Source organism: Pseudobutyrivibrio sp. UC1225 (assembly GCF_900115215.1).
GTDB lineage: Bacteria > Bacillota > Clostridia > Lachnospirales > Lachnospiraceae > Pseudobutyrivibrio.
This window is the reverse complement of record NZ_FOVQ01000003.1, coordinates 238877-263788: the sequence shown is the minus strand read 5'-3', so window position 1 is coordinate 263788 and position 24912 is coordinate 238877. Positions and strand designations below refer to the sequence as shown.

Sequence of the window (24912 nt, the reverse complement as noted above, 5' to 3'; positions counted from 1 at the left end):
TTATCTTGCTAATAAAATAAAGTCTCCCTCTGTAGCAACAGTGGTCTTATAATTCTCGTTAATATATTCTTCTGTCTCGCCACCAACAAATTCGTCGTAGTATTTGTTGGATGGGTTAATCATTATATAATCAGGCTGGTTCTCAGGATTTACCTCCCAGTACTGAAGCACACGCATCTGTCCCTTTCCTGCTCTGGAATAAGGTGAGCCGGCGCCCTGCTTTGCATCGCTATTAAGGTAAGCGCTGTAGCTATATCCATGAAGAACGAACAATTTGTCCTCTGATGTGACATACTCAGTCACAAGGTCATAAGCAGCCTTGTTCATATCGTAATCTGTCTGATCTAAAGCAATACCCTTATATGCACCATCAGTAACATAGTAGCGGCTCTCAAAAATATCGTTGTAGCCTCCATCGCTCTCTGCCACCCATACCAAAGAGAAGAAAAGCGCGAAGCCTACTACAGCAGTAGCTAAAAGCTTCAGTCCTAGCACTTCCTCTGAAGCTGCAAGCATAACTACAATAAGTACTACATAAAAGCACATGTATCCTGGGACTGTGATACCCTGATTAGTGCTAATAGACCAAATAAGCTGAACCACAACAGAAATGAAGAAGATAATCTTAAGCATTCCCTTGCCTTCGTGCTCTGGCAACTTATAATGTCCTATTCTTGTATATTCAAGCTTTTCTCTCTTTTCCACAAAGAATGGTAACCACCAGAAAATAATGAGGCAACCATATACAAAACGGCTGGCACTAACGCTTTCTGGACGTGCTATAATTGAAGCCACCATGAAAAGAATCCAGTAAATCGAAAGAATTACATGAGCTGTTTCATCGTCCATTCCTCTGATAAAACCTATAATCTTGAGCACTACAACTGGCGCATAAGCTATTACAAAGAATACCAAATAGCTAAGTAACATCATTCCAAATCTGACGTACATAGGATTCTTGTAAGCAGAGTCCTCTATGTAAGCTAGCTGTGGAATGATATTCATTATTCCCGATGTAAGCTGTAAGTAAATAACAACTGCAACACCTACTACCACGCAAGTGACAATATATATAATAGTAGGCTTTCCTAATTCGTAGCCATTGTACATAAGAACAATCAAGGAAATAACCACAAATACTGGGAAGATAATCATGGTTGGATATGAAAGAATCATTACGCATGTAGCTAGTCCCATTGGAAGGAAAAACCATCTGTTTCTGGTGTCAAAGAATCTGACTGCCCAGCAAATAAATAGAACAATCCCAAAATCACACATGGATTTATAGGAAAAGTTCTTATATGAAATAAAAAGCACATAATAAGTGAGAGCTGTAAGGAAGGCACCTTTCTCGTACTCAGTCTTTTTGATAGTAGCGTATAAATAAATCGCAATTAAAAGTCTGATAATCTGGTAACAAATACGTGTATAAAGCATGAAACCAATACCTAGAGGATATAATACAGGCTCTAATGCATAATAATACAAAGCAAAAAGTGGGTAAGTAAGAATACCCCCAAGCTGATATGGCCCCCACGAATCTATAAACATTCTGTTTCCCTGGAAGATTCCCTTATAGGTAGCAAGCAAACCTGCCTCATCCATATAAAAACCTTCGGTGGCAACATAAAACGACCCTACTAATACAATTAATCCAAGGAATACATTGAATATTATTCTTTTCTTGTCTACCGCTTCTGTCATCATTATTCTCCTTGATTTTGCTAATAAAATCCAAATTTATTCTATACTATTTTCTTTGCTTATGCCACTATAAAGATGTATAATCTCTTTATTTGAAAACAGATTGAAAGGTTAATTTATGACTAAGAAAACTAAAAGCGTCTTGGCTACCACTGTTATGATAGCCTGTATGACGCTAAGCTTTAAAATACTAGGATTTGTAAAGCAATCCGTAATTGCTTACTATTTTGGTACCACTGGCGAAACAGATGCTTATAATCTGGCATATACCTTTGTAGGCACCATGACTTCCGCTCTGGTTCGTGCCATATCCATTTCAATGGTAAGCATCTACACTCACACCTTGATACAAAAAGGAAAGGATGCTGCTTCAAAGCTTATTTGTGCTTGCTTGGAATTTATGCTTCCTATAGCACCTTTTATTCTTTTGCTAGTATACATGCTTACACCTGTAATTGCTAAGATTTTAGGCCCAGCCTACACTCCTAGCGAAACTGCAGTACTAAAGCATTATTTGTATATCTGCTATCCATTATTTGTATTTTCCATCTTCACAATGGTTGGAACTGCACTTATGGATTCCAACAAAGATTTTGCAGTTAGTCGTACAGAGTCGTTTTTCACAAGTACTGTTACCATCATCTGCTGCATACTTTTATATAGCACTCAGGCTGTTACATCACTTGTAATTGCTCAGTACCTTAGCTACTTCCTTTTTATTACCTTATTGTTCATTCGCAGCAGACGCTATGTTAATTTCCAATTTGTAAGATTTAAGGATGTTCCAGAGCTAAAGGTTATTCTTACTGCTGCACTTCCTGTTTTTATTGGAAACTCTGTCTTCCAGATTAACAAGATTGTAGATGGTTCCATTTCATCAAGCCTTGGTGAAGGAAATGCTACAGCCCTTGCTTATGCAATCGTACTAGAAGATCTTGTAATCAATGTAATTGTTAATAATGTTGTAGATGTTCTTTATGTAAACTTCTCCAACTATGCTGCAGAAGGAAACACCAAAAAACTTTCTGAGACTATGACCTCTGCGGTTAACGCAATGATTTGTATAATGGCTCCAATTTCCATTATCACCTGCTTGTGTGCCACAGAAATCGTTACCATCGTGTTCAAGCGCGGACAGTTCGATGAAACTTCAGTTGCAATGACAAGTGCAGCTCTCATTGGCTATGGTGTCGGCTTCATAAGCGCAGGTGTAAGAGATATCGCTTCCCGTGGGCTTTACGCCTTTAAGGATACTAAGGGACCTATGTATACTGGCTTTTTCGCAGTTGCCTGCAACATATTCTTCAGTATTCTTTTATCAAGATATATTGGAATCATGGGCGTTACCCTTGCAAGCTCAATATTCCTGACTGTAAACTTTATTATAAATTCCTTTATTTTAAAGAAATACATACCTGATTATTCACTTTTAGTATATATTCCAGTTTTACTGAAACAGCTTCCAGGAGCCATTGTTCTTGTATTGATTATTTACTTCTTCAAGAACACCTTTAGTAGCAATATCCTAATCTTTGGGCTTTCTGCTGTTGTTGGGTTAACCATGTACTTTGTCATTTTGACATTTATGCATATCAATGAGATTACACTTATAAAAGAAAAACTAATAGCCAAGCTACAAATAAAGAAGGACCGCTAGATTTAATCTAGTGGTCCTTCTTACTATATTAATAATTCTTTTATTTCCGTGTATTTTTCTATAAGCTTTCCCCATACATCATCATTTCTATTACTATCCTCTGATGCATTAGCATGCCATAAGCCTGTGTTCTTGTTAAATATATTATCAAAATAAATCAGAGGCTCTTCAGCACAATTATACGCCTTTACTCCATTTTTCAGCTCCATAATCTTGAGCCAAAGATCATCTGTAAATAAGGCATATTCTTTTATCTTTTCTGCATCAAAAAGCTCTTCATCGAAAAACTTTCTCTTATACAACGCTCCATTACAGCCTATAGGGATGGTAGCGAAATCCGGCTCATCAGTAAGGACTTCTTTCCATGAATTATATGGTGTAAATTCTCCGTCATTAGTGGTGATTCGATGACTTCTCAAACAGATAACTGCATCAGGATACTTCTTTGATGCTTCTACTAATTTTTCAATATGATTCTCCGGATAGAATACATCATCATCAGCTGTAATAACCATCTTATCTGGATAATCTTGAAGTGCATAATAATACTTTTTATGAGGCTTTAAATCGTCATCCACAAAACCTATTTCTAATCCCCTGCTCTGTTGTTTTAAAAGCTCCACTGGAAGCTCATCTGCACCATTTGGAAACTGTTCTTTTGATAAATATAAAACAACCTTTGCAGGCTTAAATGTCTGATTTAAAAGAGTAGATATGGTCACCCATACAGTGTTTATTCTGGCTGGATAGGTTGTAAGTGAAACAATCACATCGCTACTCTTATCTATACCTATCTTGGTATTATTCTTTTGAGACAATGGATAAAAGTAATTTACTATCAGCTTATTAAGCTTAAATAAATATCTCCAGTATCCCCTGCTGTTTTTCTTTGCTTTTTTAACATTTGAGTATAGTTTATTAATCATCACAGCTTTACTCTTTATCGTAAGTACGTTCACTGATAATGTATCTTGGTCTAGCCTTTGTCTCCATGTATGTCTTTCCAACATACTCACCGATAACACCAAGGGAAATAAGCTGGATTCCGCCAAGGAAACATACAGCCACCATAAGACTTGACCAACCGCTCATAGTATGTCCAAGGAAATACTGCACAACTGAGTAGATTAATAAAATAAGACTTATGAGCGCTACAAAAATACCGAAGCCTGTAATCATACGAATAGGCTTTATACTAAGTGATGTAATACCGTCAAAGGCAAGGCTAAGCATCTTCGAAAGTGGATAGTGACTCTCTCCGGCAATTCGCTCATTACGCTCGTAATATACGCTTGTGTTCTTAAAGCCAACAAGCGGGAACATTCCTCTGAGGAAGATGTTTACCTCCTTGTAATTAGCGAATTCATCAAGAACACGACTTGATACTAAACGATAATCTGCGTGATTATAAACAACCTCTGCTCCCATGCTGTTAAGAAGCTTGTAGAAGCTTTCTGCTGTGAATCTCTTGAAGAATGTATCCGTATCACGCTTGCTACGAACCCCGTAAACTACCTCGCAGCCGTCTGCATAGGCATCTACCATTTCATTCATTGCATTAATATCATCCTGTCCATCACAATCGATAGAGATAGTGATATCACAAAGCTCCTTAGCCTCCATAAGACCTGCAAGAACAGCGTTCTGGTGACCACGGTTACGGCTCTGTGTGATGCCGATGTAATGCTCATCCTGCTTTGAAAGATTCTTAATGATTTCCCAAGTGTTGTCCTTTGAACCGTCATTTACGAACATGACTCGGGATTTATCATCTATCTTATCTAGACTTACAAGCTCTTTTATTTTATCTAAGAATAAAGGAGCTGTTATAGGAAGAACAGCTTCTTCGTTGTAACATGGAATAACTATATATAATACGGGTTTCATACACTATCTCCAGTTCATTAATATTTTGTCTATTTTTGTAGAATCTCCCCATACAGCTTTGGAATCGTATGGTCTGTCAGGGAAGGTACCATAAGCTAAGCTGATATTATATCCGTTATCAGTGATGAATTTCTCCACACGGTCTGCAAGCTTCATAGGCTTTCCTGTACAACATTCGATTATTCCAAGAACTTCATCCTGCATACTGGCCTTTGCTACCTGCTCACAGAACAAATCATAGTCTGTAAAATCAAACTGGTTCTGACCTGTTGTGAATGGGAATGTCTCATCTCCTGCCTCAGCAGCTGCTGTAAGCTTAGAGAAGATACTGCAGCCTCTATGAGTATTACCTACGATATAGTATCCGCGAAGCCACTGGAGCTTCACGTTGTTCTCTTTACATGCAAGGATTGTCGCCTGACGAAGGGCATTCTTTGCAATGCCATAAAGAGACTGTGGTGCACATGGAGTCTCAGCTTTAATACAGCCTTCCATGAAGCCAATCTCATGCATTGTCCCCATGACACACATCTTACGGATACCAGCCTTACACATCTTCTCGATAAATGCATAATGGTTTGGTAAATCCTTCATGTGATTCTCCGATGCGTGACGAAAACCATCACGCCAAGCAAGATGAATAACTACATCTGGCTTCTCAAAGTAGCCATATGGGTCATCTAAAGTAAAAAGATCCGCATCGATTCTTTTAGCTCTCTCATCCACCTCATCTGTGTGAAAATCAGTAGCTACAACCTCAGCACCTAGATCTAACATAGTCTTTACTACGCCCTGACCTATATAACCATTTGCACCTGTAACTAAATATTTCATAGTCTAAACTCAGCTCCTTATATATTAACTAATATATTTAAACTTTCTTTTTATCAATCCTGCTATTGGCTTGTCTATGCATATATATGATATAGTTCCAACTACCCAACATATTAAGGCATATATCAGCATCGTCCTAAATCTATATATATTGCATGGTATATTAAATCTATATATTGCAATAATCATAAACATATTAACTGGATGATGCCAAATAAACACATCAAAGGAAATCTTTCCCATCAAACCAATAAATGGATGATTTAAAATATTTCCTATACCATATTTGCAAAAAATGATTAGTGCGGGATAGTAAACGAAGGTCATAACATAATCTATACCCTTAACCATTAAACACTCTGTATACACTATTAAGAGTGTAAGTATAATAGGCACTAAACCGCAAATCAAAGTCTCTTTTTTGGTTATCTTGTGTTTTCTCAAAAATTCTGCAAATAATACTCCAAAAAAGAATGCATAATATCCCCTACATGAAGATGCATTTAGAAATGGTAAGTTAAGACCAAAATCTCGAATTCCCATTCCAATAAATATCATTACTATAAATAGATATTCAACCTTTAAATTCAGCCTTTTTGCTATATAAATTAAAAAATAGAAAATCACATAGCAAAGCATCAAAACACTTATATACCATGTAGGATTATTAATGACTGGATTATCTAATGACCACCCTGCTTGTATACCAAGTGATGTAATGATAAGTCCCCATAAGGATATTGATATATCACTCCATTTGTACAGGAATACTTGCTCAAACCAGTTCAAAATCACCTCATAGCAAGCAGCACTTATGAACAAAAGTGGGAAAAATCTTACTAATCTTTTTACATAAAATTTTGGGAAAGGATATCCTTCCTCAATCTTTTTAATGTAATCATACATGAAATATCCGGAAAGAATAAAAAACAACTCTACTACAAGTCCAAAATAAAACTTTCCGTTAAAAAAATTTATTTTACCCTCAAAAAAAACTCTTGTATCCTGCTGATAGTGATGGAACATTATTAATATTGTTGCTACTACCTTCAGGAAATCAAGTTCATACTCCCTAGTTTTGATTTCCTTATACCCCCTACTAATTAATAAACAAATTATCTATCCACGAATGGATACTATATTTCTGTCTTACATCCTCATTCTCTAAATATGGTTTATCTAGCCACTCATCACCTGGCAATACGAAGTCACTGTAGTCGCCAGTGTGCTCGGCTTTATCAGCCTTTGCCGCTAAATCTGTAAGTATCAAATCATTAGTTTCATTATAGAACTCATAGTCACGTAAATATATGTTGTTTGTGACTAGTTTTCTCTTTATTCCCAATGTTTCCATTGTGCGCATTGTCAATCCCTGCTGCTGTTCGTGGGCTAAATCAAGGATTGCCTTTGAATTCTTGCACATATCCCTTATTTCTTCTGGCTTGAATGGTTCAAAGCTAATGATATCCATATCTAAATCCTTTACAAGCTTTGGATCCTTCAGCTTTTTGCCTCGATATACGCTTGGGTTTAGGTAAAGCTTCAGGCACATCTTTTTGTCTGGATTGGCTTTTTTGAAGGCCTTGAAGTATCGATAGCGGAAGGGGAAGAATGCCGATACTGATACATAGTCATATTTGTATTCGGTAGACTGTTCCAGCTTGCCACCGTCAAACTCATCCGAATAAAACAGTGGAACAAGCTCATAGCCAAGCTCCGATTCCTTTGCATCTACTGAATCGAAGGTTCCTCTCCAGTCGAAGAGGCGTCCTATCTCGCCCTTGTGGCGCATATTTTCAAATGAATCCCATGCATAGTAAACAGATTTTCCTGAGGACTTTAATGCCTTGTTTTTCAGCTCATGAATAGTCTGTTCTGTAAGGACATTTCCTCGAATGACTAAGAGGTAATCGTAGCCCTCTGCTGGCATTTCTGCAAGAATCTGTTTTTTCAGCTTTCTATTAAAGCCATCGAAAACATGCTCATTATGAAACAAATCACCTATGTTTTTTAAAATAAGGAATTTTGTCTTTTCTGGCTCTTCATTATAAAAATGAGGATGTGCTCCTCTTGCCTCAAGGTCTTCTCTCATTTTTGTTTGATATGAGTAGAACTGAGGCATGATTATCAAAATATTTTTGTCTCTTAAATTATTCATAGTGTATATATTCTTCTTGAAATCACCGCATAGTCAAAATTTAATCGTGCGAAGGAGAAAGACTTTGCTTTTGCCTGCTCCAACACCTGCACATTCTCAGTGATATCCTTTAATACTTTTACAATATCTTCTTCATTTTCTACAAAGAAGTAGTTTTCAAAATTGCAATCTGTGTAATTCTCATCCTTGTAGGTATCTAAAGGATAGGTCATGTTTACACAGCCACAGCACATGGCAGTCTCGAAGGTGGTAGAACGACCTCCTGGCTGGCAATACATATCTACACCTGCAAGGAACTCTTCTATCTCTGTGCTAACCTTCCAGCCCATGAAATGGATACGATTATCACTCTCAATAAGTGAGCGTATCTCAGATGACATTTCCTTTGCAATAAATCCAAAAATGAAAAGCGTAAGCCTTGGGTCATTTACCTTTCTAAAGGCCTCAATCAACTCCTTGGTCCTACTCTTCTCATCTATAAGCTTCGCTGAGTGAGCTAAAATAATGGCATCCTGAGGAAGAGCATATTTTTTTATAAGCTCCATTCTTGCATCCTTCTGCTGCTGGGCAGTGTAGATGGTGCCTCCCGTTGCAAGGAATTCCTGCCTGTCTTTTGGAATAACAAATAAATCGTTCATCCAGTAGCGCATTTCCTCACCTGTATAAAAGAATTTATCCACCAATAATGATGCCTTTGTAATAAAATGGCCATGGATAAATTTATAAAAATTCTTACTTAAAAATGTTCTTGCAGAGCCATTGTAATCAGAATGACAATCTACAAAAAACAGACAGTCCGGATTAGACTTGCAATAGTCTGCAACAGTCATAATCTCATATCCGCAAAGACCGTGGAATAAAATAGTGTCAGGCTGAATCTCCTTTAGGAGCTTCTTCACCTTATGGCTTTTACGAATCTTTTCCGTCCACAAATCACTGAAGAATATCCTGTCCCACTTAAGCCTGATTAAACGAGCACCATTATCCATAATGGTGTCTTCCTCAGACCCCTTTACCAATTCGCCGTGTTCGTAATGGTATAAATCTGTGATAATTGTGACCTCATGACCATCTGCCCGCTGACAGTTTATCATTTGATTTTCCTGATATAGCATTCCCACCGTGAAATGGGATGCAAGAGCTATATGAAGTATTTTCATTATTAATTATTCATCTCCAGTATGGTTCTGCTTTTCAAGAGACGCCAAAATCTCATCGGCAGAAACCACTTTATCGAAACCTTCTGTACTTTCCTTCTTGAATAGGATTCTAATTGTCATAAGCACAAGCTTAACATCTAATAAAAATGTATAGTTTTCGATGTACATTAAATCCAGCTTAATCTTGTCATAAGCGGATGTATTATATTTTCCGTAAATCTGAGCGAAGCCTGTAAGACCGCCCTTTACCTTGCTACGGAATTCAAACTCAGGGATAGCTGCTGTATATTTCTCCACGTGCTCTGTTCTTTCAGGACGTGGACCTACAATGGACATATCTCCCTTTATAATGTTAAACAACTGTGGAAGCTCATCCACGCGAGTTGCACGGATTACATGTCCCACCTTTGTAATTCTGTCATCGTCATCTGTGGCTGGACGCTGCTCTGCATCCTCCACCATACTTCTGAACTTTAGGATTTCAAAAATCTTACCATCCTTGGTTACACGAGCCTGCTTATAAAAAACAGGACCATGATCCTCAAGCTTGATCGCAATTGCGATAATGAGCATAAGTGGTGATAATACCACTGCTGCAATCACACAAAGTACCACATCAAAGAATCTCTTAACCAACTCCTGCTCAGGTGTAAGACCAGTAGTGTTAATCATAACAAGTGGAGTATCAAACTGATGAATATCCTCACCACCACCGATGATTACATCTGAAATCTTTGGAGTGATGTAGGTCTCAATTTCGTTCATGTAGCAGTATTTCAACAGATCGTTACGTTGCTCAGCGCTGACATCTGAAATTACTACACCATCAAAATTCTTAAGCTCAGCGATTACATTATCAAAGCCCTCTTCGATGCTGATAACCTTTTTAATGTTATAGCTGTCCTCGCGAGTGTCCATTTTCAGCTTAAGTCCAACAGATTCCTTGTTTCCATAAACCATTAGGAGCTTGCTGGCATTGGAATATTTATTGTAAATTCCAAAGAATATGGCCACGAATATTCCTGAAATCACAAAATCTGCAAGTGTAAGACCTATCATTGGCTTTACAGAAATCATTACATTAGCCATAAGTGAAAGCTGTAAATATGTGATGAGATTTACAATACAAATAGCAATCCACTGAGAAAACACTACATCTGCAATTCTAAGAATTCCGTATTTAAATCCCTCACAAAGGTGGATAATCACAAGGTTTAATATGAAATAAACGCCCATGAATACGTACTTTCCACGGCCCCACATAGGGTGGAAATATTCCCAGTTAAAAATGTAGTTCCAATAAACATATAGGTACACTAGTGTAAGAACTACCAGCTCGATTAAGCTTTCAATTTTTCTAACAGTATTCTTATTTTTCACTATTCTTCCTCTTCCTGTGCCAAGGTGTATTTATCTCTTACTATATACTGAGGTGAATTGTTATTGTTGATAAAGTTTCTACCAACATATTCACCAAGCATTCCAAGCATCAGCATCTGAACTCCGCCAATTATCAGTATTGTAGCTATGAGCGATGTCCAACCTTCTACATCACCATGAATCAAGGTATTTATTACAATAACTACTACTAAAATGAATCCCAACAAAGTGGCAAGGAATCCTAAAACTGACGTTAATCTAAGTGGTTTAATTGAAAATGAAATAACTCCTTCAAACCACAAATTTACAAGCTTTGACAATGTGTAGGTACTTTCTCCCACCTCTCTTGCCTTATGTTCTACGTATACATTTGCCATGTTATCAGTAGCTCTAAGCATGAGTCCCCAGATATATGGGTAAGCGCCCTTATACTTAATCATCTGATCTCGCACAAAGGAATTAATAACGAAATAGCTGTTAAGCTCAATATCCTTTGGCTTACCAATCATTTTAGTAGCTACATATCCATTTAGATTGTGACCAAACTTTTTAAAAGCTGAGTCCTTTTTCTCATGATATTTTGCAAATACAATATCATAACCCTTTTCTATTTCTTCTAAAAGCTTATGGGCTTCGCATGGTGGGTTCTGACCATCATCATCAAGTACAACCATGTAATCGCCTGTGGCCGCTGTAAGCCCACACATAGTGGCACCGTCCTGCCCAAAATTTCTAGATAAATTAATTGCTACAACTCGGCTGTCTTCATCAGCTAATGACTTCAGGACATTAAAGGTGTTGTCCTTTGAACCATCATTTACCAGTACAACCTCTACATCATAATCAGTCTCAGGAAATTCCTTAAAAATATCCTTTACAACGCCTGATACTGTGTCCTGTGAATAATAACAAGGTATTACAAATGAGATTTTCTTGTCCATCCTGCTCATAAAATCACGCCTCCCATTGTAGTCTGTTAGTTCTCCTTACTTCCTCTCCTTAAAAATGTGTAAATTAATAAATAAGTATAGTAAGGTGTCATGTATTTATAGTACATATCAAGTCCCAAATCTATGAAGAAGAAGGAAACCAAAAGTGACAGGCAAATAAGCTTTTCTTCCTTGCTGTGTGTCTTTATGGTGTCAATCACAAGCTTCACTGGGAACCAGTAATATGCTACAAATCCTAAAAATCCGAAGCTAAAAAGTAGCTCCATATAGTTCATGTGAGTCTGAATATTTCTATAGAAATACTCTGTACCCTCTCGGTATTCCTCAAGCTTTGAATATGGCATTGTTACAAAGGAATAAAAGCCATGTCCAAATAATGGAGTCTCCCAGAAATGCTTTTTAAAAGCATCCATTACTGCCAGCCTCTGACCTGTACTAGTGTGCAAATCAAACTCTGTACTGCCGAAGGCTGTAAACATTTCTACGATTCTATATCCGATAATACGATAAAGCATTGGAACGGTAAGGATGGCGATGGCCATAATAGCTACAAATCCTACCATGATTCCAATGTATTTTTTTACATCTTTTGAATTCTTTGCTGTGCCAAGAAGCATGATTCCCACTACAAAAATAAATGGAAGTGCTGATGACTTTGAGCCAGTAAGTACTATTCCTACTGCTCCTAAAATTGCAAAGAATAAATATGGCTTAAGCTTCTTCAAAACTATTACTGAATACATAATAGGAATCAGCATAAGCAGGTAAAGGTTTCCTGTGTCAATATCTGTTCCTCCAGGCACCTTTCCCAGTCTATAGAATTGCCCCTGTAGAGCAAGGCCCCAAAGGTAATCATACTTAATTGTAGTGATATATGTAGCTACAATAACGATGGCTCCCACTGAGCTAAGTATTTCAATAAGCTCATCTCTATTGTGCCAAAGGATTTCGTAGCAAAGCACTGCAGGAAGAATGGTAAGTATTGTGTATTGCATGCTATATATGTTATTTCCATCAAAGAGATTGAAATGACCATATACAAAAACTAAAGCCTGAAAGATAACCAGCCACAAAACGGCTACGTTAAAAATACTTTCTTTTGTTCTCTTAAAATCTTCTTTTGTAAGAATAAGACAGTAAGCAAATCCCAAGAAATCTGCAGCAAGATTAATCACCTTAGCGTATGTGAATACAACGCCGTGGTCGCATCTCACATATATGATTAGTGCAAGCAATATTATTGAGATTAGCTTTTTATTCTTCCTAATGAAATCCATTACATTTATCTCCACTTATAGTCCAAATACATTCGGTGCTGTCTTGTACCAAATGATTCTAGCGCCCATATCTTTTAAATATGCAGCCAAAGCGCCTGCTGTATACTCTGGGCTTGTCATAAGCCAGTCTGGCCCGTCAAATATAGCTACCTCAGGAGATACTGCTTCATAAAAGCCAGTCTCTGTAGGCATGCTGTTATTTCCATGGTGTGCGCACTGGAGAATGTCTGAATCCAGTTTATCTCCGTAGGTCTTTACCAAATATTCTGCAATATATTTGCTGTGAGCGTCAGCACAAATAAATGCGCTTCGCTTGTCTGTCTCAATCTTAAATACCAGTGAGTCGTTATTAGGAATGTCCTCTCGTCCCTCTGAATTTAATACGATGTCGTCCATGGCATTGAAGAAGGTAAGCTTCAAACCATCCTGATATTCCAGTACCTCATCACGCTTAACATAATTAATATTTTCAGCGTCCTCTGTGATTTCCTGGAACTTTTCATAGGTATCTACATCATCCCACTCCTGTAAATTCAGACTGTAGAAAGTCTTTGCATCAAGTGGTGTAACATAGATTTCTTTAATCTTTATACCCTGTGGATTCTCATAGATAGCATTGAAAGTATCCATGTGATCCTTGTGGTAATGGGTGAGAATCCAGGCATCAACTGTGCCCCCGTTCTCGTTTATCACATCTCGCATCTGCTGTTCATTTCCAGCATTACCGCCATCAATCACAATCAGTGTTCCATCGTTAATATTTTTTAGTGTATATGCCAAGCCTTGGTCGCCGGATTTATCCTCGTATTCTGTGAGGATCCAAGTAGGGTCGTTTGGCATTAGCACAGCGTAGTTTGCTGTACGTCCGTACATGGTAAATCCATAATTCAGATAGCTGTAAAGTATATTTTCTACGGCAGACACCACCACGTAATCCACGTTGTTTTCTTTGGCGTATTTCACCACCTGTGATGGGTCTGGCTTTTCATTTGTGAGTTCATAGGCCTCATTTGGAAGTGAGCGGCTGTATGGCATCGAAAATCTACTATCCATCTGTCTAAGATATACTGCGACTTTCTGTGGCGCCATAATTCTAATGGTGTCACCTTCATAATCTGCAAACAAATCGCAGATAGTAACCACATCCTGAGGTACCTTATTTCGGTTCTCTGCCTTTGTGAACCAGTCCTGTGTGTAGATGCAATGACCAAGAACTCCGATTATCACACATGACAATCCAACGCATAAAAGCTTTTTAAGGCCGTTAAACCTTTTTATGGCTAATGTAAAGCCATAGGCAATCACCATCATAATTGGTACTAATCCGTAAAATCTAAGATAGTACTGATCAAAGGTAGATGGCTCCAAAAACCTCTTAAAAATCAATAACGATATCGGATTATAAATCAATATTATTGTCAAAAGAGAGTACCATAAAAAGGCAAATCTCTTTATCTTTTCTTTTTCAAGAATTAGTATCCCTAGAAGAGCAAGGACGAAAAGACTGGCATAGCCAAAGTCATTCCAGTAGTCCTTAGTGATACTAACTAAATATTCTCTTTGAACCATTTGTACCACCATTCATGTCTTCTTCTAAACGGAAAATACTGATCACTGCCACCAGTAGCATCACTCTGAAGCATCCAGATAAGTGTGTAGAAAACACCCAAATATGCTGGACCAACAAGGCTGGCTATCAAATATCTGATGCCATAGATTCTCTTGTTGTAGGCACACATAAGAACCCATGTAATAACTGCCATGATTGGAATGAATATAATTCCAAGGGAAGTAAGCGAGCTTGCCCCCATAGAAATGGCTATTATTGGTAAAATTCTTCCATTGCTTAGCGTACTGCTGTAGCTTTTAATCAAATACATAGTAAAAAAAGGAATGGCTATAACTGTAAGCACAGCCTTTCCCTGCCATATTGCCCCCAATAATCTGAAGGTTACTGAGTAATGGGAATACAATCCAAAAATATAAGCAAAAGACAGGATTAATAAGAATATCAATCTGTCATCTGTTTTCTCAAAAATAAACTGGGCTATATAGTAATAAACGCTGTAAGCTATCAATAGGAAAAGCACTGGTAAAATAGTGTGACAAACTGTAGTAACCTCAAAACCAGATACCTTTGAAAGCATGGCAATGTAGGAATCCCACGAATAGGCCAGTCTTTTTTCCAAGGTGTTAGGCATGGTGCCGTCTATGATATTTACATAGGACAGTGCATCGTATGTGATAGTATCCTTGCTGGATACCACGTAATCATAATCATCATATGACCATTCATTGACCTCATAGCCATAAGCCATATATAGCTGAAGCACTAACACTGCCATAAATGCTAAGAAATAAATTACTGTAAATCCATCAGTAAATATTTTTTTTGTTATAATTCCAAACCTTGTTGTAGCTGTCTTTATGCCAGCAGAAAAACTTTTACGCTCTAAAACCAACCACGCTATCAAAAGCACTGCAATCAATGGAAAATACGCTTTTAGTAATAATGTAAATGCACCTGTAACAGCTTCACCCATTGTAACCCAAAGCTGAAGCCATGCTATAACAGAGTACAATATATAAAATATCCCAAGGTTTCCAAAAAAACCGATAAGATACTCTTCTGTCAGGCTCACACGCGCCTTATATGTAATTAGTCGACCCACTGCCATCGGAATAACTGTGAAGAAAAGCAGAAAGGCTAATGCTCTAATTATTATCAAGTTTTTTCTCCATCATTAATTCTGCGATTTCAAAATCGATTGGATAGTCGATATCTACTGAATCCTCTCGTGACATCACGTATGTAGTGGTGTTATCGCAGTAATATGTTCTCTTTTCCTTCAGGAGCTCATAATCAAGGATGTAGATGGCTCCGTTTGGAATATAGAAAGTGGCATTGGTCTGACGGTTTGCAATGTTGGAACCTGCAGCTCCAAAGCCTGCATTGCTTACTCGACCATTTTCATCTACCACGTGATACCAGCCTGGAGGTGTCTCTGCCTCTGTAAATGAAATGAGTGTTGTAGACTGATCATCCTCGAACTTTTCAATAGCCTCATCAATATGATGCTCATCTCTACAAGGCACTGTAGGAAGGCACACCATAAATTTATCAAGCTTTTCGCCTGTCTCATTCATTACGAATTCTGCTGCATGAATATATACGTCTACAGCAGAGGCTGTATCGCTGGCTAAATAATCCGGACGCATAAATGGAACCTCTGCGCCATACTCTCTTGCCACTTTAGCAATGTCTTCGTCATCTGTTGTGACAATGACTCTATCGATATGCTTTGCCTTCTTGCAGGCCTCTATCGTATATGCGATAAGAGGCTTGCCACAAAGCTCTTTTATGTTTTTTCCAGGGACGCCCTTGCTTCCGCCTCGGGCTGGAATAAAAGCTATCATTTTAGAAATCACCCCATGTGAAGATATCATCATATTTTACGTCATGCTTAAGCTCACGTCCGATAAGAGCCTCATAGTACTTTGGAGAAATTCCTGTACCTGGGCGCTTGTAATCGAGATCCTCAAATGTGAGCACGTGACCAGCTGGCATGTCGTGCTTAGCAACGATTGAACGCTTAAACTCATCACGACGGTTCTGATCCTCAACAACCACCTTGTGATAGTTACCAAGCATGTTGTAACCCTGGCGAGCTGCATCACAGATAGCCTTAAGCTCTGCTGGGTCAGCACTAACCTTGTGATCCCAACCTTCCATGTTCTTATCCATTGTGAAGTGCTTCTCAATGATGCATACGTTCTTTGCGATGCTCATGATAGGAGCAACTGTTCCGATTGTATGATCTGAGTAACCAACTGGATAATCAAATACCATGTTGTACATATCGATGTTGTTAAGGTTAACGTTCTCATCCTTTGGTGGGTACATAGATACACAATGAAGAATAACGATCTCGTGGCAGCCACCCTCTTCAAGAGCCTGAACCGCTGCACAAACATCATCCATACCTGTAAGACCTGTAGAGATAACAACAGGAACACCCTTGCTACCAACGTGTCTAAGGAATGGAATGTTGTCTACATCAAGTGATGCAACCTTAAGATATGGTACGTGAAGCTCATCAACAAGGAAATCTGCACCAGCCATTGAGAATGGTGTAGATACAAAATCGATATCAAGCTCCTCGCAGTACTTCTGAAGCATAACATGCTGCTCCTTAGAAACTGCATAAGCCTCCATAACTGACTTTAATGTATAGTCTGTACGGTTTCTGTAATCATCTCCAAGGAAATAGTTGTCTTCATACTTCTTCTTTGAGAAGAGGTCGTCTACAGTCCATGACTGAAGCTTAACAGCGTCAGCACCGCACTCCTTTGCTGTCTTTATAAGTGTCTTGGCAAGCTCCATATCACCATTGTGATTAGCGCCAAGCTCTGCAATAATGTATGGTCTCTGATTGCCTTCTACCATTGCCTGATAATTAAATCTCATTGTTTATTCCTCCATTTGAATATCACTCCACCAGTATCCCTGGTGATTTGGATTTTCTGTTAATTTATTTATATCTAATCCTTCCAATTTTTCTAGTAATTTTTTATAGTACTTATCTTTTTTTGCAAGATTAGAATAGTGAACTATCTTAACATCATATTCCTTTTTAACATCTCTGGATACTCCAACCATATTATTATCGGAAATACGATATATGCTAGTAGCATCTTCTACATATACGCCCACACCTTTTTCTAATACTATTCTAGAAAAGAGGTACCAATCGAACACGGGGCTATCGCTTTCTTTTAACGAATCTATAAATTCCTGTGTTATAATATCTGAATTCAAATTGATAGCCGATGATGTTAAACCAACAAAGTTACATTGCGAGATATTTTTTATGTTATCAATTTGTTTAGGTATGGTATTAAAAACATCCTTGCCATTATCAAAAACTAGTTTGTTATAGAAAAAAGTAGCATTTCTGTTTTTCTTATATGCGTTTTTAAACTTTTCTACTCTGTCTATACTGAATGTATCGTCTGCATCGCCAAGAATAACTAAATCATAACCCAAATCCTTGGCACATCCCAACATTTCAATTCTTGTACCTGCAATAGATAATCTTTGTTGGCTTATATCTAGTATTCTATAGCTTATAGTCATCGAATCCAAAATCTTTTGAATTTCATCCAACTCTAAATCACTATAATTGTCATTTACCAGTAATAAATCAAAGTCTTTGTCAGTCTGAACATCTAGTGACTTCAAAAAATCTTCAAGATATTCTCTAGCCTGTTTGTAAATAACTGTAGCAAATGCTGTTCTCATTATTTATTCTCTCCAGCCATTTTACTTTTATTGCGAATCTTACGCAATATTATAACACCCTTTGCGATATCTCCATAGTCATTCTCCATACTCTGACCCTTTTCCTCAGCAATTCTTTCTATAGCTTGGTAAGGATCCATTTGTCTCATACAAAACCGTCCCCTAGTTCAGTATATCAATAAACTTTCTTGTAAACTAGTTTACATAGAAGTTTGATACAACATTATAAAAGGCTTTCCGTTAGGAAAGGCTTCCTTTTTTATCTGAAATATTCGTCAATCTCATCCATCAGCTTCTTCTTCTCGAAGTGCTCTTTGTTATAGGCATATGCATTCTCGCCCATTTCCTGCAGGTATTTCTCTGGAAGGCTCCTCATTCGGATGATATTTTTTGCCAAGGCTTCGGCATCTCCGATATCTGAGCAAAGTCCACACTCAGCCTCGTTGATTACGCGCACTGTCTCACCTTTAGCTGATGCAATAATAGGCATTGCGCAGGCCATGTAGGACTGAAGCTTTGCTGGAATAGTCTTTGCAAATAAATCATCATCTGCAAAGGAAAGGAATGCGGCATCGCCTGTTGCGAGGATATCTGGAACCTCCGTAGCATTTACTCTACCCTTGAACTCAAATAAATCCCATACACCCGCATTTGTAATGCTATCCTCAAAAGAATGTCTGGCTCTACCATCACCTACGATAGTAAAACGTACATCCTTGATTCCTTCGTTACGAATGATGGCTGCTGCCTCAGGAAGAATCTCAAGTCCCTGAGCCTGTCCAATGTTTCCTGTAAAGACTACATTGAAGCCCTTGTGAGGCTTCTTCTCCTTTGGCTCGTAAAACTCCTCTGCATACTGAGGCCAGAAGCTAACCTTATCGTGCTCTGCAGGATCTACGTATTTGCGAATCGCTTCTACAAAGCTAGGGCTGGTACCCCAGATATGTGTACAACCCTTGTAAATCTTTCTAACCATTCTCTCTATTGGCTTAATTACGATAGGGCTGTGGATTCCTGTAATCATCTCCACGTTCTCAGGCCACAAGTCCTGAACATACAAGTAGCATGGCACCTTATGCTTCTTTGCATATGCCACGCCTACCTTGCACTGATTCATAGGAGAGGTCTCCAACATGAAAACCTCATCCGCTTTAATATTTGTAAATAAATTCCAGAAGAAACCAAAGAATGGGAAGCTGAAATAATTGAGCACGAGACCAAATTTATTCTTGCCTCTAGGTATCTCAGGGATGCGGATTACATCCACTCCATTGATAGTCTCTCTTCTCTTTTTGAATAATCCATAACCAGGATATACCTTACCCTCTGGGTAATTAGGTAATCCTGTCACCACTGTTACTTTATAGCCTCTCTTCACCCACTCAAAAGCAATATCGCTTATACGAAATGGCTCTGGGTAAAAGAACTGGCATACTATCAAAATATGTTTTTTCATATATTCTCTCTATTTGTATTTACTACTAGAACGGAGCTGGCATTCCATCGCGTAAATGGAAGAGGTAATATAACAGTCCGCACATTGAGAACACTAACGCAAGATTCTGTATGTAAATCAACGCTAGTGAAAGCTTGTTTTCCTTAGCATCTGTTCCAAGTATGATGCATAAAGACATATACAGCGGAATCAGGTATCTGTATGAAATCTGAATTCTCTGGCTGTCTGTTGGTGTAAATCTAGTCATACATCCAACGAATATTGCTAAAAGGCAGATAAATAATCCCAAGCCGAAAACTACATACTGCCACTTCTTTATACGATTTCCCTTGATTAAGATGATTCCTACAATCAAAAGAATCAACATAGTCATAATGCAAGCCATTGGCACCTGCGCATTTAACATTACATGTCCCAATTCGCTACCAACAACGTGCTTAATGTTATACCAGAAATCTAATTTAATTCCATTCCATGCGAACTTAAGTGTTTCCAGCTTATGGTCCTGGAAGTACTCCCAGCTCCATACCTGTCTGCTAGGATCAACCTCTGAAACGCTATCGCTATAAGTCCAAAAAATCATCTTACGAATTCGCCAATAATACTTAACTACTACTTTTTCAAATACAACAGCCGCGCCAGCGATAATAACTGCTAAAATAGCATATTCGTACCACTTCTTACTAAGTGCTACATCTGACCACCATTTTTTAACTGGAATGGCGAAAATCCAGATTGCAAATAACGCATAAACAGTCTTATTAGGGATGAGCATTAATACACATCCACCAAGTATTATCAAATCCCATGCATGGAGTTTTACCTGTGGCTGGCTGTAATACAGGCACAAGGTAAGAAGTGCCAATGAGAATAAAATACTCATGTTATCGTATGAATATGAGCTGCAAAGATTTAATACTGCAGGGAATAATCCGAAGGTGAAAAACTGATGCTTTCCTACTGGAAGTAATTTCAATGCAATCCATCCAGCAATAATAAGGGACAAGGAATTCATAAATCGTCCCATAAACATTACTCCAGCAAAGCCAAAGCCTAATAATCTTGCGATTGTGATTCCCAATCCTGAAACTAAATATCGGGAAGCCTTTGTTGGAGCGATGTGGCATTCAACATTTTCCTGCAAATCTTCCGCATGCTTAATCCATGTTCCGTTCGCAAGGACTGCATACTGATAAGGGAATGTAACATCCAGATATGGCATCATATAATAATCTTCTGCTCTCATGTAGAAGAAGGTCTCATCAGTCCAAATCATTCCATGATACTGATCAAAACCAATGTTTTGGTCCTTCATACCCATCATGATATTAGAGCAATGATATGCACTGTAATAATGCTCCACCTCATCAACGCCTGAAATTGGAGGCATTACAAACTGCATACAGAATGTCCAGGCAAGCGCTGTAATTACAAACAGTCTCGGATAATTCCACTTCTTATCCAGTATCAATAATCTAAGGATATATATAGTGATAGCAAACATCACCAGGAAGATAATTCCATAATAGAAATTGGTTCGTTTTGAAGCTGCTGAATTAAAGCAATTTGCGAAATAGAAGTACACTCCAAAAATAAGTGTTGCTGCTGCAAGTACTACAGCAGCAATCTTTAATGCCTTTTCTTTATTCATTTCCGAAAAATAAGATTTTAATTTTTCCAAAAATATTCCCCTTTTGAGATTACTTTCCTCTTAGTCGATTTTCCATCTTGTTAAGCTCGTCCAGCTGACCCATATCCATCCATGAATTCTCGTTGATTGGATATACGCCTACCTTCTTACCATCATCCTTGATGCGGTTGATGATATCTGGGAAGCCGATGAACTCGCCGTCCTTGATGTAATCAAATACCTCTGGCTCTACCACGTAGATACCTGTATTTGTGAAGAAGCTAAACTCAGGCTTCTCCTTCATATCTGTAATATTTCCATGCTCACCAAACTCTACAACGCCGTAAGCCACCTGGAAATTTCGAAGAGAGCACACCATAGTGATTACATTGCCCTCTTTTTTGTGATGCTCATAAATCTTTGAATAATCATCCTCAATAAGGATATCGCAGTTTGTAAGGATGAATGTCTCATCAAGCTTTCCGCGAAGAAGAGCAAGGCCGCCACCTGTACCAAGTGGTGTGTCCTCATCTGCGTACTCGATGGTGTAAGGCTTCTCCACCTCACCGAAGTATGACTTAATCATATTTTTCTTATGATTAACAATCATAATCATGCGATTGATTCCGTACTCTGCAAAGCCATCGAAAATAATCTCTGCGATTGGCTTCTCACCCACTGGAATAAGTGGCTTTGGAAGAATACGTGTGTATGGATAAAGACGTGTGCCCTTTCCACCTGCCATCATAACAACAGGCACTGAAAGGTCGCTCTGTCTTGTTCTCTTTCCAGCACTCCAAAAGATGGTGTCTGTAACGATGCCATTCTCATCTACAATTGGAACGCCTTCGATATTGTGACGGCTAAGAAATTCCTTGGCTTCATCTCTGTCATCCTCTTTCATGGTGCGTGGATGATAGTTTGCGATAGTGCTGACCTCGTTATTTAAATCTCCACCTGAAAGGATAAAACGGCGCACATCACCCTCTGAAAGCGCTGCGATTAATTTCATGTTTTCATCAACGATAAAAACTGTACGTCTGGCACTTTCATCGAAGGTCTTCATAGCCTGTAAAATTGTGTCGGTCTCTTTAATAAAAACGTTTTCCATAATTAAATGTTGTAAATATCTACCTTATACTTATCTAAGTTGTGACGAAGGAACTCAATGGTCTCAGCAAGGCCCTGCTCGAAGGTGTACTGAGGCTTCCAGTCTGTAAGCTGAAGAATCTTCTCGTTAGATCCAAGAAGACGATTTACCTCAGACTTCTCTGGACGAAGTCTGTCCTCATCGCAGATTATCTTTGCGTTTGGATTAATCTGACGGATAAGCTCCTCAGCAAGCTGTCCGATAGAGATTTCCTTCTGTGTAGCGATATTTATTTCCTGACCAATAGTCTTGTCGCTTTCGTACATAGCGATGAAACCATTAGCTGTATCCTTTACATAGTTGAAATCACGTGTTGGTGTAAGACTGCCAAGCTTGATTTCTTCCTTACCTGCAAGAAGCTGTGTGATGATTGTAGGAATTACCGCACGAGCTGACTGACGTGGTCCGAATGTGTTGAATGGACGCACGATTGTAACAGGTAAATCGAATGAACGATAGAATGACTCTGCAAGTCTGTCTGCACCAATCTTTGTTGCTGAATATGGTGACTGTCCCTGATATGGGTGCTTCTCATCGATAGGCACATACTGAGCTGTTCCATAAACCTCTGATGTAGATGTGACAAGAACACGCTTTGTACCAAGGTCTCTTGCTGCCTGAAGGATATTGAGAGTTCCCTTGATGTTTGTGTCTACATAAGCATCTGGGCTGTGATAAGAAAATGGAATAGCGATAAGTGCTGCAAGGTGGAATACTGCGTCGCAGCCCTTCATAGCCTCACGAACACCGTTAGGGTCGCGGACGTCACCAGCGAATACCTCTACGTGATCCATGATGCTCTTATCAAGTGTGTCGAGCCATCCCCAGTTATTAAATGAATTATAGTAAACGAAGGCCTTTACTTCATATCCCTTCTTAACTAACTCTTCTACTAAATGTGAACCGATGAATCCATCTGAACCTGTAACTAAAACTTTACTCATGTTTCATCTCCTTAAAATATTTATACATTGACTCTGCTACAAGAGAGATATTCTCATCCTGTAAGCGAGCCTCACTCATTACATATGTATTTCCTGGTCTTGCGCAGCTCATGTAAACTGCAAGGTACTGGATAATATCCTCACGAGATGGCTGCTTGTAATTTGCAAGAGCACTCTCGTAATTTCCAAATACTTCCTCAAGGTGCATAACACCAGGGGCGCCTGTGTAAACAATGTCTCCACTCATAAATACTGGATGACGAAGAAGCATAGCCTCCTGTCCTGCAGTACCTGTAAGTGTGGCAACACATTCACTCTTATCGATGAGCTTCAGTGAATCCTCCCATGGGTCGATTAAGACTACGTTTGGATACTGATAAAACTGCTCATAAAAGCTGTTTGGACGAATGCCAAGGAATGAATAATGTTCCTTTACATAAAGTACAGTATCTGCTGGCAAAGATTTCACCAAATTATCGATGAAATACAGCTGCTTTTCGTACTTTTGTGCACATACGATTGTGGTAGCTTCCGGCTGAAGGTGAAGTGGAAAGTACACGAATTTCTTGCTGAAATCGGCCTTCTTAAAATACTTTTTAGCCTTCTGATATCTGAAGTACCATTTAATAGGGTCCATTGTAGCTTCATATGCCTTGTAATAAATATATGAGCCCTTGTCCCTTGTAAATGGATTGAAAAATCTCTGTCTTAAATAAAAGAATGGCAAGATGAAAAACTTTGCCTGCCACTTTGGCTTCTTACCTGAGAACTGCATGAACGCAGGCTTCAAATGCTTCTCTTCAAACTTTGTAAGGAAAGCCTCTGCCTCTGCTCGCTGCTCCTCTGTAACAGGAACACTTGCATAATCCTCTGGCATGTTGTAAATCTTCTCAAATGGATCATTTAAGATGTAATGATGAGTAAGATCCTTGCCGCAGGCTCTCATAAACATCAGAGAATAATAGCCTGTGTTTGTCTTCTTACCAACAAGATAAGCTGTGTAAGTAAGAAGTGTAGCGATAACCTCATCATAGAAGAAATCCACATGATATGTTGTAAATACGTGCTCCCAGAAAGCAAATAGACCTGCCGCTGTGTGAACACAATAATCGTAATCTCGATATATTAAAAATCTGTCTGTATAGATGTATTTCCACATTGGAGCTGCATCATACTTTTCTTCGTATTCCTTGAGCTTCTCTAAGGTGAATTCATCCCAGTGCTTATTCATAAACTCTGAGATTTCACAAACAACCACTTCGTCCTTATCAAACTTGTCGTAGATATACTTAGTCTCTTTGCTGTTGCAGGTAATAAATACGCCTTTGATATCCTTATCCTGCTCTTTTTTAAGCTTCTTATAAACTGCTGGCGAGAAATCATCGAAGGGACGTCTTGCCATAAAACAAATAGTGTACACTAT

22 protein-coding genes are annotated in these 24912 nt (G+C 38.5%); 1 reads left to right on the top strand and 21 read right to left on the bottom strand.

All coding sequences use genetic code 11. The features are described 5' to 3' along the window. Entirely contained in the window at positions 1-1704 is a 1704-nt protein-coding gene (locus BMZ41_RS06290; RefSeq protein ID WP_090527785.1) for a hypothetical protein, read from the bottom strand. Between the two features lie 118 nt (positions 1705-1822). On the opposite strand from BMZ41_RS06290, the gene murJ reads away from it, so the two are divergent. After that, positions 1823-3361 (top strand): murein biosynthesis integral membrane protein MurJ, encoded by a 1539-nt coding sequence (gene murJ / locus BMZ41_RS06285; protein WP_090527782.1) that lies wholly within the window; start codon positions 1823-1825, stop codon positions 3359-3361. A gap of 23 nt (positions 3362-3384) precedes the next feature. On the opposite strand, the gene BMZ41_RS06280 is transcribed toward murJ, so the two are convergent. The 20 genes from BMZ41_RS06280 to BMZ41_RS06190 form a co-directional block, all read right to left on the bottom strand. Beyond that, positions 3385-4287, bottom strand: coding sequence for a glycosyltransferase (locus BMZ41_RS06280; RefSeq protein WP_090527778.1), 903 nt, complete (start codon positions 4285-4287; stop codon positions 3385-3387). A gap of 7 nt (positions 4288-4294) precedes the next feature. Beyond that, positions 4295-5248: a glycosyltransferase family 2 protein gene (locus BMZ41_RS06275; RefSeq protein ID WP_090527774.1), complete on the bottom strand. Its 954-nt coding sequence runs from the start codon at positions 5246-5248 to the stop codon at positions 4295-4297. Positions 5249-5251: 3 nt separating this feature from the next. Continuing rightward, complete coding sequence (locus BMZ41_RS06270) at positions 5252-6082, bottom strand: NAD-dependent epimerase/dehydratase family protein (RefSeq protein ID WP_090527771.1); 831 nt, start codon at positions 6080-6082, stop codon at positions 5252-5254. Between the two features lie 24 nt (positions 6083-6106). Next, positions 6107-7165, bottom strand: coding sequence for an acyltransferase family protein (locus BMZ41_RS06265; protein WP_255405312.1), 1059 nt, complete (start codon positions 7163-7165; stop codon positions 6107-6109). A gap of 16 nt (positions 7166-7181) precedes the next feature. Then, positions 7182-8240: a WaaS/CpsH family glycosyltransferase gene (locus BMZ41_RS06260; protein WP_090527766.1), complete on the bottom strand. Its 1059-nt coding sequence runs from the start codon at positions 8238-8240 to the stop codon at positions 7182-7184. Beyond that, positions 8237-9400 (bottom strand): glycosyltransferase family protein, encoded by a 1164-nt coding sequence (locus BMZ41_RS06255; RefSeq protein WP_090527762.1) that lies wholly within the window; start codon positions 9398-9400, stop codon positions 8237-8239. The genes BMZ41_RS06260 and BMZ41_RS06255 overlap by 4 nt, the downstream gene beginning before the upstream one ends. Positions 9401-9406: 6 nt before the next feature. Further along, positions 9407-10780 (bottom strand): sugar transferase, encoded by a 1374-nt coding sequence (locus BMZ41_RS06250; RefSeq protein ID WP_090527759.1) that lies wholly within the window; start codon positions 10778-10780, stop codon positions 9407-9409. After that, positions 10780-11730 (bottom strand): glycosyltransferase family 2 protein, encoded by a 951-nt coding sequence (locus BMZ41_RS06245; protein ID WP_090527755.1) that lies wholly within the window; start codon positions 11728-11730, stop codon positions 10780-10782. Before BMZ41_RS06245 ends, BMZ41_RS06250 begins: the two co-directional genes overlap by 1 nt. Before the next feature lie 26 nt (positions 11731-11756). Continuing rightward, positions 11757-13007 (bottom strand): O-antigen ligase family protein, encoded by a 1251-nt coding sequence (locus BMZ41_RS06240; RefSeq protein ID WP_090527752.1) that lies wholly within the window; start codon positions 13005-13007, stop codon positions 11757-11759. A gap of 15 nt (positions 13008-13022) precedes the next feature. Next, positions 13023-14576: a ComEC/Rec2 family competence protein gene (locus tag BMZ41_RS06235; protein ID WP_090527749.1), complete on the bottom strand. Its 1554-nt coding sequence runs from the start codon at positions 14574-14576 to the stop codon at positions 13023-13025. Next, positions 14555-15736 (bottom strand): DUF6077 domain-containing protein, encoded by a 1182-nt coding sequence (locus BMZ41_RS06230; protein WP_090527746.1) that lies wholly within the window; start codon positions 15734-15736, stop codon positions 14555-14557. Before BMZ41_RS06230 ends, BMZ41_RS06235 begins: the two co-directional genes overlap by 22 nt. Beyond that, positions 15723-16424, bottom strand: a complete 702-nt coding sequence (locus BMZ41_RS06225; protein WP_090167093.1) for an acylneuraminate cytidylyltransferase family protein — start codon at positions 16422-16424, stop codon at positions 15723-15725. Before BMZ41_RS06225 ends, BMZ41_RS06230 begins: the two co-directional genes overlap by 14 nt. Before the next feature lies 1 nt (position 16425). Then, the gene (locus tag BMZ41_RS06220) at positions 16426-17475 is read right to left on the bottom strand and encodes an N-acetylneuraminate synthase family protein (protein ID WP_090167095.1); all 1050 of its coding nucleotides are present in this window, start codon (positions 17473-17475) and stop codon (positions 16426-16428) included. 3 nt (positions 17476-17478) lie between these two features. Continuing rightward, positions 17479-18309 carry a glycosyltransferase gene (locus BMZ41_RS06215; RefSeq protein ID WP_090527743.1) on the bottom strand — a complete coding sequence of 277 codons (831 nt, stop codon included), beginning with the start codon at positions 18307-18309 and terminating at the stop codon, positions 17479-17481. Next, the gene (locus BMZ41_RS15580; protein WP_177184163.1) at positions 18309-18458 is read right to left on the bottom strand and encodes a hypothetical protein; all 150 of its coding nucleotides are present in this window, start codon (positions 18456-18458) and stop codon (positions 18309-18311) included. Before BMZ41_RS15580 ends, BMZ41_RS06215 begins: the two co-directional genes overlap by 1 nt. A gap of 110 nt (positions 18459-18568) precedes the next feature. Beyond that, on the bottom strand, positions 18569-19765 hold the full coding sequence (locus tag BMZ41_RS06210; RefSeq protein WP_090527740.1) for a glycosyltransferase family 4 protein: 1197 nt from the start codon (positions 19763-19765) through the stop codon (positions 18569-18571). A 25-nt stretch (positions 19766-19790) separates the two neighbouring features. Beyond that, positions 19791-21446: a DUF2142 domain-containing protein gene (locus tag BMZ41_RS06205; protein WP_090167102.1), complete on the bottom strand. Its 1656-nt coding sequence runs from the start codon at positions 21444-21446 to the stop codon at positions 19791-19793. Positions 21447-21465: 19 nt separating this feature from the next. After that, a complete protein-coding gene (locus tag BMZ41_RS06200) occupies positions 21466-22506 on the bottom strand; it encodes a sugar phosphate nucleotidyltransferase (protein WP_090527737.1) in 1041 nt (346 codons plus the stop codon). A 2-nt stretch (positions 22507-22508) separates the two neighbouring features. After that, positions 22509-23489 carry an NAD-dependent 4,6-dehydratase LegB gene (locus tag BMZ41_RS06195; protein ID WP_090527734.1) on the bottom strand — a complete coding sequence of 327 codons (981 nt, stop codon included), beginning with the start codon at positions 23487-23489 and terminating at the stop codon, positions 22509-22511. Continuing rightward, on the bottom strand, positions 23482-24909 hold the full coding sequence (locus BMZ41_RS06190; protein WP_090167105.1) for a capsular polysaccharide export protein, LipB/KpsS family: 1428 nt from the start codon (positions 24907-24909) through the stop codon (positions 23482-23484). The genes BMZ41_RS06195 and BMZ41_RS06190 overlap by 8 nt, the downstream gene beginning before the upstream one ends. Positions 24910-24912 lie beyond the last annotated feature (3 nt).